General features: G+C 42.9%; 15 protein-coding genes. 13 read left to right on the forward strand and 2 right to left on the reverse strand.

Features of this window, described 5'->3' with window-relative positions:
• Window positions 1-92: 92 nt before the first annotated feature.
• The 4 genes from M1D65_RS07465 (at window position 93) to pfeT (ending at window position 4871) form a co-directional block, all read left to right on the forward strand.
• The gene (locus M1D65_RS07465) at window positions 93-719 is read left to right on the forward strand and encodes a cell wall hydrolase (protein ID WP_015252205.1); all 627 of its coding nucleotides are present in this window, start codon (window positions 93-95) and stop codon (window positions 717-719) included.
• Window positions 720-836: 117 nt separating this feature from the next.
• The gene (gene ykvU, locus M1D65_RS07470; RefSeq protein WP_014476640.1) at window positions 837-2174 is read left to right on the forward strand and encodes a sporulation protein YkvU; all 1338 of its coding nucleotides are present in this window, start codon (window positions 837-839) and stop codon (window positions 2172-2174) included.
• A 50-nt stretch (window positions 2175-2224) separates the two neighbouring features.
• On the forward strand, window positions 2225-2722 hold the full coding sequence (stoA, locus tag M1D65_RS07475) for a sporulation thiol-disulfide oxidoreductase StoA (protein ID WP_014479641.1): 498 nt from the start codon (window positions 2225-2227) through the stop codon (window positions 2720-2722).
• A 235-nt stretch (window positions 2723-2957) separates the two neighbouring features.
• On the forward strand, window positions 2958-4871 hold the full coding sequence (gene pfeT / locus M1D65_RS07480) for a metal-transporting ATPase PfeT (protein ID WP_014479642.1): 1914 nt from the start codon (window positions 2958-2960) through the stop codon (window positions 4869-4871).
• Between the two features lie 38 nt (window positions 4872-4909).
• On the opposite strand, the gene M1D65_RS07485 is transcribed toward pfeT, so the two are convergent.
• Window positions 4910-5113: a hypothetical protein gene (locus M1D65_RS07485; RefSeq protein WP_014476643.1), complete on the reverse strand. Its 204-nt coding sequence runs from the start codon at window positions 5111-5113 to the stop codon at window positions 4910-4912.
• Window positions 5114-5278: 165 nt separating this feature from the next.
• Here M1D65_RS07485 and papB point away from each other — a divergent pair, with 165 nt between their 5' ends.
• The 8 genes from papB (at window position 5279) to splB (ending at window position 14390) form a co-directional block, all read left to right on the forward strand.
• Complete coding sequence (gene papB, locus M1D65_RS07490) at window positions 5279-6373, forward strand: di/tri-peptidase (RefSeq protein ID WP_015252203.1); 1095 nt, start codon at window positions 5279-5281, stop codon at window positions 6371-6373.
• Between the two features lie 282 nt (window positions 6374-6655).
• The gene (locus M1D65_RS07495; RefSeq protein WP_086343779.1) at window positions 6656-7621 is read left to right on the forward strand and encodes a LacI family DNA-binding transcriptional regulator; all 966 of its coding nucleotides are present in this window, start codon (window positions 6656-6658) and stop codon (window positions 7619-7621) included.
• 62 nt (window positions 7622-7683) lie between these two features.
• On the forward strand, window positions 7684-8550 hold the full coding sequence (gene glcT / locus M1D65_RS07500) for a glucose PTS transporter transcription antiterminator GlcT (protein WP_124073179.1): 867 nt from the start codon (window positions 7684-7686) through the stop codon (window positions 8548-8550).
• A 228-nt stretch (window positions 8551-8778) separates the two neighbouring features.
• Window positions 8779-10878, forward strand: coding sequence for a PTS glucose transporter subunit IIABC (gene ptsG / locus M1D65_RS07505; protein WP_070548889.1), 2100 nt, complete (start codon window positions 8779-8781; stop codon window positions 10876-10878).
• A 97-nt stretch (window positions 10879-10975) separates the two neighbouring features.
• Complete coding sequence (locus M1D65_RS07510; RefSeq protein WP_003154654.1) at window positions 10976-11242, forward strand: phosphocarrier protein HPr; 267 nt, start codon at window positions 10976-10978, stop codon at window positions 11240-11242.
• The gene (gene ptsP / locus M1D65_RS07515) at window positions 11242-12954 is read left to right on the forward strand and encodes a phosphoenolpyruvate--protein phosphotransferase (RefSeq protein WP_003218638.1); all 1713 of its coding nucleotides are present in this window, start codon (window positions 11242-11244) and stop codon (window positions 12952-12954) included. Before M1D65_RS07510 ends, ptsP begins: the two co-directional genes overlap by 1 nt.
• A gap of 90 nt (window positions 12955-13044) precedes the next feature.
• Entirely contained in the window at window positions 13045-13284 is a 240-nt protein-coding gene (gene splA / locus M1D65_RS07520; protein ID WP_003218644.1) for a splAB operon transcriptional regulator SplA, read from the forward strand.
• A 77-nt stretch (window positions 13285-13361) separates the two neighbouring features.
• Window positions 13362-14390, forward strand: coding sequence for a spore photoproduct lyase (splB, locus tag M1D65_RS07525; RefSeq protein ID WP_003232425.1), 1029 nt, complete (start codon window positions 13362-13364; stop codon window positions 14388-14390).
• Here splB and M1D65_RS07530 read toward each other — a convergent pair.
• Window positions 14383-15084, reverse strand: a complete 702-nt coding sequence (locus M1D65_RS07530) for a GNAT family N-acetyltransferase (RefSeq protein WP_064671324.1) — start codon at window positions 15082-15084, stop codon at window positions 14383-14385. The genes splB and M1D65_RS07530 overlap by 8 nt on opposite strands.
• Before the next feature lie 134 nt (window positions 15085-15218).
• On the opposite strand from M1D65_RS07530, the gene mcpC reads away from it, so the two are divergent.
• Window positions 15219-17186 (forward strand): methyl-accepting chemotaxis protein McpC, encoded by a 1968-nt coding sequence (mcpC, locus tag M1D65_RS07535; protein ID WP_064671325.1) that lies wholly within the window; start codon window positions 15219-15221, stop codon window positions 17184-17186.
• Window positions 17187-17228 lie beyond the last annotated feature (42 nt).

The raw sequence follows: 17228 nt of genomic DNA on the forward strand, positions 1-17228 counted from the left end.
GGGAGAGTTGGAAAATCTTTTTCCGTGAAAATGAATGGATCTCTTGTTAAGGTTATGAAGTGTTTTTTGGAGCACTTTAAGGAGGAAACTGTATGACAACGAAATTCACTGCTCTGGCTGTTTTTCTTCTTTGTTTCATGCCTGCAGCCAAAATTGAGCATACACAAGCTTCACTACTGAGCGCAAAGAAGACAAAACATGAAGAAGCGAAATGGCTTACACATATAGATCGAAATACGAATGAATCTTTCCCTTCACTGTCTGCTGATAAGGACAAGAAAATAAAACCGATTAAGCTATCAGCACACACTGAAAAGAAAGAGAAAGATAAACCGAACAAAACAAATGATGAGAAAGAAACATATACACAGTCTGAAAAAGAGTTGCTGTCCCGTCTCGTTCACGCAGAGGCCAAAGGAGAATCATATAAAGGCAAGGTCGCTGTAGCAAGCGTTGTACTGAACAGAACGGAGAAAAAAGGTTTTCCTGATACGATAAGAGGAGTTATTTATCAGAAAAACGCCTTTGAACCGGTCGCAAACGGGAGCATTAACCAAAAGCCTGATAAAGAATCGATTGAAGCTGCCGAAGAAGCGCTGTCCTCAAAAAATAGAGAAACAGATGCCATATTCTTTTATAATCCGAAAACAGCGTCAGATAATTGGATTCGTTCAAGAAAAATCGTAGAAAAAATCGGCAGACACGTTTTTGCCGTCTAAGCATAGAAGAGACAATTTGTCTCAGCTGTGCTTTTTTTCATATAAAGAGTAAAAATAAAATAATTTTTGAACTTGTCTCATATGATGTTGGTAGTACAAGAGACAAGGAGAGACATCATGAATCGATTTGTGAAAGGGATCATTCTTTTATCCATTGCCGCCTTTTTCGCTGAATGCCTTGAATTTGTCGTCAATATGATTTTGGCGCGGGAGCTTGGCGAGCATGGGATGGGGCTTTACATGAGTATTTTGCCCACGATCTTTTTAATTATTGTCATCGCGAGCCTGGAACTGCCGATATCCATTTCTAAATTCATTGCCGAGTCAAATCCTAAGCTTCATGAAAGCATGCTGAGGCACGCTTTCAGAATGACAGCCATTTTTACTGCTTTTTCTACTGTCGCCGCTAGTATTGCGCTTCCGTTTATTCCGGTATTTGATACATACCACCCGTTTATTAAAGGGATTGTCATCGGCTTAATTCCTGTTGTCGCCTTTACTTCAATCGCCAGGGGCTACTTTATGGGTGTGCAGAAAATGGGGAAGATCGCAATTGCCAATGTGCTGAAAAAAATCATCCAGCTCTTGTGCTTATTCCTCTTTTTTCAATGGTACTCATTTGAATTGGACATGGCTGTGCTGATTTCCTTGTTTGTTCTAGTCGTGAGTGATGTGGTCGTGCTTGTTTACTTATATTCACAATTTATCATGGCAAGGCGGGCGTTATCCGGCCAGCAGCACATTCATTTGCGCGGAAAGGATGTAAGGAAAAGACTGCTTGCTGTTTCAATTCCTACAACAGGACTGCGTATTTTTCATGCGGTTGTCAATGCAATTGAACCCTTTTTAGTAAAAGGAGCTCTTTTGGCTGCGGGCGTTGCCGGGACAGCGGCGATCGATCAATACGGAATGCTGGCAGGAGTGGCTGTGACGATAGGGTCGTTCCCTGCTTTTATTGCCCATTCGTTAATGGTCGTCATGATACCGAGTATTTCGGAAGCTTATGCACTTTCTCAGTATGACATCGTGTTAAAAAGGCTGAAGCAGTCGATTTTCATTACATTAGGTTACGGTATACCTGCCGTCTGGGTCATGTTCCAGTTTGCGGGACCTCTCACGCATTTGTTTTTTCACTCTCCTGAAGCGCAGTATTACTTGCAGCTGTTGTGGCCTTACTTTCTCTTTCATCTGTTTGTCATGCCGTTGCAGGCGTGCTTAATCGGGATGGGTTTTGTGAAAGAGGCTTTTTATCACAATGTGTGGAGCCATATCGTTGCGCTAAGTATGATGTATGTACTGGGATCAATGGAGAATCTGCAAATGCTCGGGATTATCCTTGGAATGAACACTGGCATGATTCTTTTGACGAGCTTGCACTATGCCACGATCTGCAAAGCATTGAAGGTATCCGTATTTCTTACGGGTGGGACCAGAACGCCGCGAATTGAAGGATGATAAAGGAACAGCAGGGGCAAGCTAATTGAAAAGCATGAAAGGAAGATTCCATGTTGACGAAGCGCTTGCTTACTATATACATTATGTTATTAGGGTTGATTGCATGGTTTCCATGTGCGGCACAAGCTGAGGAAAAACAGCCTGCTGTTCCCGCTGTTTTTCTTATGAAAACGATAGAAGGGGAGGACATCTCGATTCCGAATAAAGGGCAAAAAACAATTCTCCATTTTTGGACGTCATGGTGTCCGCCCTGCAAAAAGGAGCTTCCACAGTTTCAATCGTTTTATGATGCCCATCCATCCGACAGTGTAAAGCTGGTAACGGTGAATTTAGTGAATTCGGAACAAAATCAGCAAGTCGTTGAAGACTTTATTAAAGCGAACAAGCTGACGTTTCCAATTGTCCTTGACTCAAAAGGGGAATTGATGAAGGAGTATCATATCATCACGATCCCAACATCATTTTTGCTGAATGAAAAGGGAGAAATTGAAAAAACAAAAATTGGCCCGATGACGGCGGAACAACTGAAGGAATGGACGGAAGAATAGCTGAGAGCATCGACTCTCAGCTTTTTTCATATAGAGAAGAAGTGAATAAACATTAATGATAATTATTATCAAAAAGAAATTAAAATAATTATAATTGAAATTCTCTTCGTGCGTGCTATAATAAAGGAAGACATCAAGAAATAACTGACGATAAAGCTGCCTTTTGGGCAGCGATTTTGTTTTTATAAGAGAAATGAAGATGATTTACGTTCTCAATTAGAGAGGAGAATTCGATATGAATGAACAAGTTATCGTTCAACGCGACCCGCATGAGCCATTGAAAACAGACAAGAGGGAAAAAAACTGGGCACAGCACGCGGAGCTTATTGCAGCACTTGTATCAGGCGCTCTTATTTTGGCAGGCTGGCTCTTATCCGGATATCAGGTATTATCCATAATACTTTTCTTGCTGGCTTTTGTGATCGGCGGATTTGCTAAAGCAAAGGAAGGAATCGAAGAAACACTCGAATCCAAAACGCTGAATGTAGAACTTTTAATGATTTTCGCTGCCGTTGGTTCCGCCTTGATCGGATACTGGGCAGAGGGTGCTATTTTAATATTTATTTTTTCCTTAAGCGGAGCTTTAGAAACATACACGATGAATAAAAGCAGCAGAGATTTAACGTCTTTAATGCAGCTTGAGCCTGAAGAAGCGACATTGATGGTCAATGGTGAAACCAAAAGAGTTCCGGTTTCAGACTTGCAGGCCGGTGATATGATTGTGATCAAACCTGGAGAACGCGTAGCGGCAGACGGTATCATTGAATCGGGCTCGACAAGTCTTGACGAGTCGGCTTTAACAGGTGAATCAATGCCTGTAGAAAAAAACAGAGGCGACGCTGTATTCACAGGAACGGTGAATCGCAATGGCTCCTTGACTGTCCGTGTCACGAAAGCAAATGAAGATTCGTTATTCAGAAAAATTATCAAACTGGTTGAATCAGCGCAAAATAGTGTTTCACCCGCGCAGGCTTTCATCGAACGATTTGAAAATGCTTATGTGAAAGGTGTGCTAATTGCGGTGGCGCTCCTTTTATTCGTCCCGCACTTTGCGCTGGGCTGGAGCTGGAGTGAAACCTTCTACCGCGCAATGGTGTTTATGGTTGTCGCGTCACCTTGTGCGCTTGTCGCCTCTATTATGCCGGCGGCGCTGTCCCTGATTTCAAATGGCGCCCGCAACGGTATGCTTGTGAAAGGAAGCGTCTTTCTTGAACAGCTGGGCTCAGTGCAAATGATCGCCTTTGATAAAACCGGCACTGTAACAAAAGGCCAGCCTGCCGTAGAGACGATTAGAATAGCAGAAGGATTCAGTGAAGCGGAAGTTCTTGAGGCTGTCTATGCCATCGAAATGCAATCAAGCCATCCGCTCGCCCAAGCCATAACGGCGTACGCTGAAAGCCGCGGCGTGAATCAGTCCGGCTACATATCTATAGAAGAAACCTCAGGGTTTGGCGTTATGGCAGAAGTGTCGGGTGCGAAATGGAAGGTCGGTAAAGCAGGTTTTATCGGCGAGGAAATGGCAGCACAATTTTTGAAACAAACAGCATCAGATGTCATTCAAAGCGGTCATACAATTGTATTTGTGAAAAAGGATGATCAAATAGCAGGCTGTATCGCACTGAAGGACCAAATCAGGCCTGAAGCAAAAGAGGTCATGGAAGAACTGAACCGACTTGGGATTAAAACGGCCATGCTGACAGGAGATCACGAAGACACGGCTCAAGCGATTGCCAAGGAAGCCGGCATGACAACTGTCGTAGCAGAATGCCTGCCTGACCAAAAAGTGAATGAAATCAAACGGTTAAAAGAAGAATTCGGAACGATTGCAATGGTGGGTGACGGAATCAATGATGCGCCGGCACTCAAAGCGGCGGATGTCGGCATTGCGATGGGCGGCGGAACAGATGTAGCACTTGAGACCGCTGATATGGTCCTCATGAAAAACGATTTGAAAAAGCTCGTAAACATGTGCCGCTTGTCTCGGAAAATGAACAGGATCATCAAACAAAATATCGTGTTTTCTCTAGCTGTAATCTGCCTGCTGATTTGTGCAAACTTTTTGCAGGTGATGGAATTGCCATTTGGCGTGATTGGTCATGAGGGCAGCACGATTTTGGTCATACTAAACGGTTTAAGACTCCTAAAATAAAACCAGCAGCCCTAATCAGGCTGCTGGCTTTTTATGTATCAAGCTTTCCCTTCATTTTTGTCTTTATCAGATCTTTTCATAACCAGGATGAGAGCGAGGATGCAGCAAAGGAAACCCGCTGCACAGCCTATGATAGAGCTGTAATAATAAAAGCCCACCATCTTCATCCCGATAAAAGGAGCGGAAATTCCCAAAACCGTTAAGAGCATAACTGCTTTTCGTCTGAAAAAATTCATCAGCAAACGGAACAACCCCCCTGCGATTGAACGTTACTGTCAGTATACAGGAAGAGGAGCAGGAAATAAAATGCATCAGAAAATGAAGGCGTCGTGAAAGGCAAACACCGGTAAAACCTGTTACAATGGAAGACAGAACAATGCATTGCAAATGGCAGGGAGGAACAAGAAGTGAATAGAATACAACGCGTCTCTTCATGGCTGAAGGAAGCGGGGCATACTGCCGCATTTATTCATACAAAAGAAAATGTTTTTTACTTAACCGGTTTTTACACAGAGCCGCATGAAAGATTAATGGGGTTATTTGTTTTTCAAGAAGAGGAGCCTTTCTTTGTTTGTCCAGGAATGGAAGCAGGACAGGCCCGCAACGCAGGCTGGAATCATGAAATCATTGGCTATGCGGATCACGAAAATCCGTGGGAGCTGATAGAGAAGGCCTTGAAAAAGCGAAATATCAGCATACATACGCTTGCGGTAGAAAAGGATTCAATCTCGCTATCACGTGCAGAACAGCTGAAGCATGCGACTGGCGGGGCTCAATTTGTTTCAGCAGAAGAAACACTCAATCAATTTCGCCTGATTAAAGAAGACAATGAGATTCGTTTGCTGAAAGAGGCGGCAAAGCTTGCGGATTACGGTGTTGAAGTCGGCACAGCCGCTTTGCGTGAAGGCATCAGTGAAGTGGAAGTGCTCGCTCAAATTGAGTATGAGCTGAAGAAAAAAGGAATTCAGGGCATGTCTTTCTCTACAATGGTTTTATTCGGAGAAAAATCAGGCCAGCCACATGGAAATCCTGGTACAGCCACGTTGAAGAAAGGTGATTTTGTATTATTTGATCTCGGTGTTATTCTTGACGGCTATTGCTCTGATATTACAAGAACGTTTGCTTACAAAACCATCAATCCGAAGCAGGAGGCCATTTACGAGACTGTACTTCAAGCGGAAAAAGCCGCGATTGAGGCAAGCAAACCCGGTGTGAGAATCGGAGATCTGGACTTAACCGCCCGCGGAATCATTGAAAAAGCGGGATACGGTGACTATTTTCCTCACCGGCTTGGGCATGGACTCGGAATTTCTGTCCATGAGTATCCATCAATGAGCCAGGCCAACGATACACTGCTGCAGGAAGGCATGGTCTACACGATCGAACCGGGGATTTATGTGCCTGAAATCGGCGGCGTGCGCATTGAGGATGACGTTCACGTAACAAAGGACGGGGCAGTTGCTCTGACCCAATATCCAAAGGAATTAATCATACTGCCGTAATAAGAAATAAAAAAGGACTTTGTTCTCGACATCGTCCTTTTTTATCTGCATTAAATAAAAAAATCATCAAATGTTCGAAAGGGTTTAATTTCATGTTTTTGGTTGAGAGGTTTTACAGCAAGACAGCTGCCACCGAGAACAGTGAGACATAACCCAATTAAAATGAAGAAACCCATGTGATCTTCTCCTTTCAGCTAAAAACACAAAAAGATATCTGGTACGTCCATATCATATTGTATGAAACGCATTCCAGATCAAGGGGATTTAGAAAGAAGGGAATCTATGGCTAATATTAAAGACATTGCAGAGAAAGCCGGTGTCTCTGTTACAACGGTTTCCCGAGTCATAAACAATCATCCATACGTCAGTGAAGACAAACGAAAAAGAGTGTTTGAGGCAATGGAATCATTGGAGTACACGAGAAATATTCACGCTGTACATTTGTCGAAAGGATTTTCAAACATGATTGGTGTTGTCTTGCCGACGGTTAATCTGCCATATTTTGCAGAGCTGATTGCAGGAATAGCCGACGCAGCCGCGGAATCCGGGGTTCACCTCTCTTTATTCCAAACAAACTATGAGGTACAAAAAGAAATCTTTGCGCTGTCCCAATTAAAGCAGCGCCAGGTTGACGGCCTGATTTTTTGCTCAAAGGCGCTTGCTGATGAGAAACTCATGGAATGGGAGGGCCCGATTTTGCTTTGCCAGAATTCAGATAATGCCCGCTTCCCAACCATCAGCATTCCTCATCGAGAAGCATTTCGGAACGGCTTGGACTATTTAATTGCCAAAGGGCACAAAAAAATAGCCATCTGTTTGGCAAGAAAAAAAGGCATGAACAGTCATTTTCGAATCAAAGCCTACAAAGAGGCATTGGAAGAGATCGGTGAGGCATTTCGTGAAGACTGGGTAATCGAGAAAGCGATTACAATCAATGATGGGAAGGCTCTTTTTCATAAATGGAATACGTGGAAGGAAAAGCCGACGGCTATTTTTGTTGCCAATGACCAAGTCTCAGCAGGGCTTTTTCTTGAAGCAAAGAACCAGCGGGTGTCAGTACCGGATGAGCTTGCAATCTTAAGCGTTGATAACCACGAAATCAGCCAAGCGCTTGGAATCACAACGATCGATATTCAGACAAGGGAAATGGGAAAGCAGGCATTTGCCATACTGGAAAAAAGAATTCAAGGACAGCCGATTGAAAGGAAAGTTCTGGATTACCGTCTCGTCGAAAGATCGACTGTTTAGTGAATGCATTGAAAAAAGGTTTGACGTGCATTCTGTTCGTTATGTACGATATGAGGTATTGAATGACAAAGGAGCTGAGGATCGTGAATGGGTCCTTCACAGTGAAAAAGGTACTGAATAATAACGTATTAATTGCTTCTCATCATAAATACAGCGAAGTCGTTTTAATCGGAAAAGGTATTGGTTTCGGAAAAAAACAAGATGATGTCATTGAAGATAAAGGCTACGATAAAATGTTCATTTTAAAAGACGAGAAGGAACAAAAACAGTTTAAAAAGCTCCTTGACTATGTTGATGAAAAGCTCGTTGATATTTCAAACGATGTCATCTATCACATAAGCAATAGGACTAATCACTCATTAAATGAACATATTCACATTGCGTTGACAGACCATATCGCATTTGCGATCAAAAGGCAGCAGCAGGGATTTGATATGAAAAATCCATTTCTAATGGAGACTCAGTCACTATATCCTGAGGAGTACCAAATTGCCAAAGAAGTCATAGATATGATCAATGAAAAAGCGGGAATCAGCCTTCCGGAAGGGGAGATTGGTTTTATCGCTCTGCATATCCATTCAGCGTTGACAAACCGTCCGCTGTCCGAGGTCAATCAGCACTCTCAGCTCATGGCGCAGCTTGTCGAGGTGATTGAAGACTCATTTCAAATGAAAGTAAATAAGGAAAGTGTCAACTATTTGCGGCTGATCAGGCATATCAGATTTACAATAGAAAGAATTAAAAAGGAAGAACCGACTAAAGAACCAGAAAAATTAATGTTGTTATTGAAAAATGAATATCCGCTATGCTACAATACAGCTTGGAAATTGATTAAAATCTTGCAGCAAACATTGAAGAAACCAGTTCATGAGGCGGAAGCGGTTTATCTGACGCTTCATCTGTACCGATTAACCAATAAAATTTCATAAATTCAGTTTATCCTTATAACGTGTTACTGATTCGATCAGGCATGAGTGATTGAGGGGAAAAAACGGGAAGTTCATTCTCGTTCTTTTGCGCACCCAATTTTGCTCATGCCTTTTTGTTGTGTAAAAGGGCAAATGTAAACGGTTAAACTGGAAGACTTACGCCTGTGAATTCGTTGTCATGATTTTTAGCTGTAAGGTCAGACTAGTAAAAAGAGGAGGTCAATTCTTATGTTTAAAGCATTATTCGGCGTTCTTCAAAAAATTGGGCGTGCGCTTATGCTTCCAGTTGCGATCCTTCCGGCTGCGGGTATTTTGCTTGCGATCGGGAATGCGATGCAAAATAAGGACATGATTCAGGTCCTGCATTTCTTGAGCAATGACAATGTTCAGCTTGTAGCAGGTGTGATGGAGAGCGCTGGGCAGATTGTTTTCGATAACCTTCCGCTTCTTTTCGCAGTAGGTGTAGCCATCGGGCTTGCCAATGGTGATGGAGTTGCAGGGATTGCAGCAATTATCGGTTATCTTGTAATGAATGTATCCATGAGTGCGGTTCTTCTTGCAAACGGAACCATTCCTTCGGATTCAGTTGAAAGAGCCAAGTTCTTTACGGAAAACCATCCTGCATATGTAAACATGCTAGGTATACCTACCCTGGCGACAGGGGTGTTCGGCGGTATTATCGTCGGTGTGTTAGCTGCATTATTGTTTAACAGATTTTACACAATTGAACTGCCGCAATACCTTGGTTTCTTTGCGGGTAAACGTTTCGTTCCAATTGTAACGTCAATTTCTGCACTGATTCTGGGTCTTATTATGTTAGTGATCTGGCCTCCGATCCAGCATGGATTGAATGCCTTTTCAACAGGATTAGTGGAAGCGAATCCAACCCTTGCTGCATTTATCTTCGGGGTGATTGAACGTTCGCTTATCCCATTCGGATTGCACCACATTTTCTATTCGCCGTTCTGGTATGAATTCTTCAGCTATAAGAGTGCAGCAGGAGAAATCATCCGCGGGGATCAGCGTATCTTTATGGCGCAGATTAAAGACGGCGTACAGTTAACGGCAGGTACGTTCATGACAGGTAAATATCCATTTATGATGTTCGGTTTGCCTGCTGCGGCGCTTGCCATTTATCATGAAGCAAAACCGCAAAACAAAAAACTTGTTGCAGGTATTATGGGTTCAGCGGCCTTGACATCCTTCTTAACGGGGATCACAGAGCCATTGGAATTTTCTTTCTTATTCGTTGCTCCAGTCCTGTTTGCGATTCACTGTGTGTTTGCGGGACTTTCATTCATGGTCATGCAGCTGTTGAATGTTAAGATTGGTATGACATTCTCCGGCGGTTTAATTGACTACTTCCTATTCGGTATTTTACCAAACCGGACGGCATGGTGGCTTGTCATCCCTGTCGGCTTAGGGTTAGCGGTCATTTACTACTTTGGATTCCGATTTGCCATCCGCAAATTTAATCTGAAAACACCTGGACGCGAGGATGCTGCGGAAGAAACAGCAGCACCTGGGAAAACAGGTGAAGCAGGGGATCTTCCTTATGAGATTCTGCAGGCAATGGGTGACCAGGAAAACATCAAACACCTTGATGCTTGTATCACTCGTCTGCGTGTGACTGTAAACGATCAGAAAAAGGTTGATAAAGACCGTCTGAAACAGCTTGGCGCTTCCGGAGTGCTGGAAGTCGGCAACAACATTCAGGCTATTTTCGGACCGCGTTCTGACGGGTTAAAAACGCAAATGCAAGACATTATTGCGGGACGCAAGCCTAGACCTGAGCCGAAAACATCTGCTCAAGAGGAAGTAGGCCAGCAGGTTGAGGAAGTGATTGCAGAACCGCTGCAAAATGAAATCGGCGAGGAAGTTTTCGTTTCTCCGATTACCGGGGAAATTCACCCGATTACGGATGTTCCTGACCAAGTCTTCTCAGGGAAAATGATGGGTGACGGTTTTGCGATTCTCCCTTCTGAAGGAATTGTCGTATCACCGGTTCGTGGAAAAATTCTCAATGTGTTCCCGACGAAACATGCGATCGGCCTGCAATCCGACGGCGGAAGAGAAATTTTAATCCACTTTGGTATTGATACCGTCAGCCTGAAGGGCGAAGGATTTACGTCTTTCGTATCAGAAGGAGACCGCGTTGAGCCTGGACAAAAACTTCTTGAAGTTGATCTGGATGCAGTCAAACCGAATGTACCATCTCTCATGACACCGATTGTATTTACAAACCTTGCTGAAGGAGAAACAGTCAGCATTAAAGCAAGCGGTTCAGTCAACAGAGAACAAGAAGATATTGTGAAGATTGAAAAATAAGGGTGTTAGTACGCCGTGCTTGTCAGATGACAAGTACGGTTGTATGATATAATATTGTGAAGTAATAAAGCTTTAAGTTAAAAGGAGAATGATAAAAATGGCACAAAAAACATTTAAAGTAACTGCAGATTCTGGAATCCATGCTCGTCCTGCGACAGTTCTTGTACAAACTGCTAGCAAATACGACGCTGACGTTAATTTAGAATATAACGGCAAAACAGTTAACCTTAAATCTATTATGGGTGTTATGTCTTTAGGTATCGCTAAAGGCGCTGAGATCACAATCTCTGCTTCCGGAGCTGACGAAAACGATGCTCTTAACGCTTTAGAAGAAACAATGAAAAGCGAAGGACTCGGCGAGTAATGCAAGAATTAAAAGGGATTGGTGCTTCAGCCGGCATCGCGATTGCAAAAGCATACCGGCTTGAAGAGCCAGATTTAACGGTTGAAAAGAAAAACATCTCTGATTCTGAAGCGGAAGTAAGCCGTTTTGATGAAGCGATTGCACGTTCAAAAGAAGAGCTCGAAAAAATCAAAGAGCACGCTTTGAAAGAACTGGGTCAGGATAAAGCTGATATTTTTTCTGCTCACCTTTTAGTTCTCAGTGACCCTGAGCTTCTGAACCCTGTGAAAGAAAAAATCAGCACTGATTCAGTGAACGCTGAATTCGCTTTAAAAGAAACGTCTTCTATGTTCGTTACCATGTTTGAATCTATGGACAACGAATATATGAAAGAGCGTGCGGCAGATATCCGCGATGTAACAAAACGCGTAACCGGCCACCTGCTTGGCGTCGAAATTCCAAACCCAAGCATGATCTCAGAAGAGGTTATTATTGTAGCTGAAGACTTAACACCGTCTGACACAGCCCAATTAAACCGTGAGTTCGTAAAAGGATTCACTACTGATATCGGCGGACGCACATCTCACTCTGCCATCATGGCACGTTCTCTTGAGATTCCAGCAGTTGTTGGAACGAAAGCGGCTACAGGCACGATCCAAAACGGCGTGACTGTTATCGTTGACGGTATCAATGGCGATGTCATTATTGACCCATCTGCGGAAACTGTAAAAGAGTATGAAGAAAAACATAATGCTTATTTGGCTCAAAAAGCTGAGTGGGCGAAGCTTGTCAATGAACCGACTGTCTCAAAAGACGGACATCATGTAGAGCTTGCAGCGAACATCGGTACTCCTGATGATGTAAAAGGTGTTCTTGAAAACGGCGGAGAAGCAGTTGGCCTTTACCGTACAGAATTCCTTTACATGGGAAGAGATCAGCTGCCTACAGAAGATGAGCAGTTTGATGCTTACAAAACGGTTCTTGAGCGTATGGAAGGAAAATCAGTCGTCGTGCGTACACTTGATATCGGCGGAGACAAAGAGCTTCCTTACCTGCAGCTTCCTAAAGAAATGAACCCGTTCCTGGGATATAGAGCGATTCGTCTTTGCCTTGAAGAGCAAGAAATCTTCAGAACACAGCTTCGCGCGCTGCTTCGTGCAAGTACATACGGAAACTTGAAAATCATGTTCCCTATGATTGCGACAGTTAACGAATTCAAAGAAGCAAAAGCGATCCTTCTTGAAGAGAAAGAAAAGCTCGTAAAAGCGGGACAGGCTGTATCTGACGATATTGAAGTCGGAATGATGGTTGAGATTCCGTCAACTGCAGTCATCGCTGATCAGTTTGCTAAAGAGGTTGATTTCTTCAGTATCGGAACAAACGATTTGATCCAATACACAATGGCAGCTGACCGTATGAATGAACGTGTATCTTACCTGTATCAGCCATACAACCCGGCAATCCTTCGCTTAATTACACTGGTAATTGAAGCAGCACACAAAGAAGGAAAATGGGTTGGCATGTGCGGAGAAATGGCAGGAGACGAGATTGCGATTCCAATCCTTCTCGGCTTAGGCTTAGATGAGTTCTCAATGAGCGCAACGTCTATTCTTCCGGCAAGAACACAGATCAGCAAATTGTCTAAACAAGAAGCTGAGTCATTCAAAGAGAAAATCTTATCTATGAGCACGACAGAAGAAGTTGTCGCGTTCGTAAAAGAAACCTTCAAGTAATGTACAAAAACCAGACGGCCTCCGGCCTGTCTGGTTTTTTTCATAAGTAAGGGTATAGAAGGACACAATAACATGGCTAGGAGGGATAGTATGTCAAACCAATTTAACGCAGGAGATACTGTTTATGTGATCTACAGAAATCCGCACGCCGCCAATGTAGCCCACATAAAGGAAGCCGAAATTGTGCACCATCCATACCATGAAGGCGAGCTTTCCCTGTTTATTTATGAAACCTATCATCCGTTCGCAGAGGACGATGCTGTGTTTGCAAGCTATGAAGAAGCTAAATCGCTTTACAAAGAACTCTTTGATATTGATCCGTATGAGTAACAAGGAAATCATTACAACTCATATCCTTTCCGCCTAGTGAGAAAAGTAACGTTAGTAAAGGAAAAGGATGTGGCATCATGCAGAACCCATTTGTTCCGCAGCTTGTATATATAGAACCGAGGGCGCTGGAATATCCGCTAGGCCAAGAATTACAAGAAAAATTTGAGAATATGGGCATTGAAATCAGAGAAACAACATCCCACAATCAGGTGCGTAATATTCCTGGGAAAAATCATCTTCAGCAATATCGCAATGCGAAATCAACTTTAGTTATCGGTGTCCGGAAAACATTAAAGTTTGATTCATCCAAACCCTCGGCTGAGTATGCTATTCCGTTTGCAACAGGCTGCATGGGGCATTGTCATTACTGCTACCTGCAAACAACCATGGGATCAAAGCCGTATATCAGAACTTATGTAAACGTCGAAGAGATTTTGGATCAGGCAGATAAGTATATGAAGGAGCGCGCACCAGAGTTCACAAGGTTCGAAGCATCATGTACGTCAGACATTGTAGGAATTGATCATCTGACACACACGCTGAAGCGCGCCATTGAACATTTTGGCCAAAGTGATCTCGGAAAGCTCCGATTTGTAACGAAATTTCATCATGTCGATCACCTATTAGACGCAAAGCATAACGGGAAAACGAGATTCAGATTCAGTATTAATGCCGACTATGTGATTAAAAACTTTGAGCCGGGAACTTCACCTCTTGATAAGCGGATAGAGGCGGCAGTAAAAGTTGCAAAAGCAGGCTACCCGCTAGGCTTTATTGTTGCTCCGATTTATATTCATGAAGGCTGGGAAGAAGGATACAGACATCTGTTTGAAAAGCTTGATGCTGCTTTGCCGCAGGACGTTAGGCATGACATAACGTTTGAATTAATTCAACACCGTTTTACAAAACCGGCCAAACGAGTGATAGAGAAAAATTATCCGAAGACGAAGCTCGAATTAGATGAAGAAAAGCGCCGTTATAAATGGGGACGCTACGGGATCGGAAAATATATTTATCAGAAAGATGAAGAGCATGCACTTCGAGAAGCACTTGAATCCTATATTGATACCTTTTTCCCTAACGCGAAAATTGAATATTTCACTTAAACGGGCTGTTGTGATCAACAGCTCTCTTTTTATAAAAAGGATTTTTCCATTCCATCAAAACGCCGTAATTCAATGATTCTTTATCCTCTACATAATTGCTTACTACACGAATAGGTGAACGCCCGCAACGGAGGAGAAAGGACAGCACAGGGTCGTTTTTCCTGCCTTCCATCACATCTTCAACGTACTGAACAGCACTGATCTCGTGTGCGTATTTATGATATAAAGGAATGCGGCCGCCGCCGAGAAGGCGCTCCAGTCTCTTATCAACAGTCAGCTCATACATCGTATTCATCAGCCATTTTCCGATTCCAAGCTTTCGATAATGAGGAGAAACAGAAATATCCACTACATATAAAGTATTTCCATAAGGTTCATGGTTTTTAATCGATCCGTTGTCTGTTGCTTGTGCCCATGTATGGTCAGGAGATTCAGGCTCAAATTGTACAATAAGAGCAGTCATGGAACCGATAATTCTGCCATTGATGAGCGCGCATAAAGCGCCTTCTGGAAAGGTTTTGATATGGCTGGCAAGCTGGTCCTCTGACCACAGCAATTCCTGGGGAAACGGAGGAGGAAAACATTCTTTTTGAAGAGAAATCAGCCTCTCGATGTCAGTCTCAGTGTAGTTTCTGATGGTCAGAGCCTCAAATTTTCTGCCGTCGTGCACATACATTTGTTTTAGTATGATCATCACTCTCCTTATGTTGTTTCATTATAACGAAAATTGAATTTTCAGTAAATATATTCTGATTTTCTTATAATTTATTTTTTGATTATTCATTTTTCAAACGAAAGGGCCGATATAGAAATTAGGAGGGGATTGGTTTGTTTAAAAAACTTCACATGAAGATTGCTGTTTTTGTTTCGATTATGTTAATCGTCACAGTTGTTCTATTAATGCTGTCTTCTTATTTGACGCTAAAACCGATGATTACAGAGGATGGGAAAAATACAACTCAAAACGTGACGCAGTCACTTGAACAAAATATTGAATTGCAATTAAAGAGTTATGCCATTTCGTTATCAAGATTGGCTAATGGGGAATTAACGCATACATTTGTAAAGAAACCAAGTAAAGAAGCTGCTCGGCTGTTTCACGATGACATTAAGCAAATCAAAGACAACGATGATTATGTTGCGATGGCTTACATAGGCACCGCAAAAAAAGAAATGTTTACATATCCAAAAGCGGATTTCGCTGAGGATTACGATCCAGCATCAAGACCATGGTATAAGCTTGCAGCTGAAACCCCGGATCAAGTTGTTTGGACGGAACCTTATAAAGATGTCGTGACAGGAGACATGATTGTTACTGCATCGAAAGCGATCTTAGACGGGCAAAAAGTGATAGGGGTTGCCAGCTATGACTTGAAACTCTCTGCTATCCAGAGTATGGTCAATAAACAAAAGGTGCCTTACAAAGGATTTGCCTTTTTAGCTGATGCGAGCGGCAATCTTTTAGCCCATCCGTCAAATCAAGGAAAAAATATATCAAAGGATCAAACACTGCAAACCATCACATCCGAGAAAAAAGGGATACAAGATGTGAATGGGAAAATGGTTGTGTACCAAACGATTGGAGAGACAGGCTGGAAGGTCGGAACGCAATTTGATACCGATCAATTAATGTGGATTTCAGATAAAATGAATCGGGCAAATCTTTGGATATCATTGATTGCGCTTATCACAACAATTATTCTCAGCTACTTCCTGGCCAAAACGATAACCGGTCCGATACAGCAGCTGATCGCAAAAACGAAAGCTGTTTCCGCAGGCGATTTAACAGTGCGCGCGGAATCAAAATCTAAGGATGAAGTCGGTATTTTAACAAGAGATTTCAATCTGATGGTTGAAAATATGAAGGAAATGGTTGAGCAAGTGAGACTCTCTTCAGGGAAAGTATCTGACACCTCTGAACAACTAACGGCTGTCTCTGCCGAAACTAATGAAACAAGCGGACAAATTGCAAAAGCGATTGAAGAAGTAGCCGCAGGGGCATCGGAACAGGCTTCTGAAGTTGAAACCATTAATGAAAAATCGGAAAGCCTGTCAACGAAAATCAGGCAAATCGCTGAGGAGGCAGGCGGAATTAAAGAACGCTCAAAATCGTCCGAGGATGCAAGCTATAAAGGACTTGACGCGCTCGGCCAGCTGCTGATGAAATCAAACGAAGCCAATATGGAGACGAAAAAGGTTGAAACGATGCTGCTGGATTTGGAAAATCAAACTAAGAATATTGAAGAAGTCGTTACAGCGATTTCAAACATATCTGATCAAACCAACTTGCTTGCCTTAAATGCCAGTATTGAGGCAGCCAGAGCCGGAGAAAGCGGGCGCGGTTTTGCCGTCGTAGCCGATGAAGTGCGAAAGTTAGCTGAGCAATCAGCCCTTTCTACAAAGCATATCAGCGAGACTGTGAAGCTTATCCAGCTTGAGACAAAAGAGGCCTCTCACGCGATGGTTGAGGCAAGCAGAATGAATGATGAACAAAACAGTGCCATTCACGAAACTGGAGAGGTATTAAATACGATAACTGCAGAAATGCAGTCACTGGTACAAGGTATTGATCACATTTACGCGGAAATTCAAAGAATGAGTGAAGAACAGCTTGCGATTTCTGAAGCTATTCAAAGCATTTCAGCCATATCACAGGAATCAGCTGCCGCAGCAGAGGAAGTGAACGCATCAACCGATGAACAGCTTGTCACCCTTGATAAAGTCAAACACTCAACGGAAACACTAAAGCATGCAAGCCAAGAGCTTATGAACACAATTGCAAAATTCACATTGTAATCCAATTACATCCCCAAACATCATTTGTTTTGGGGATTTTTT

This window comes from Bacillus sp. JZ39, from assembly GCF_053903145.1.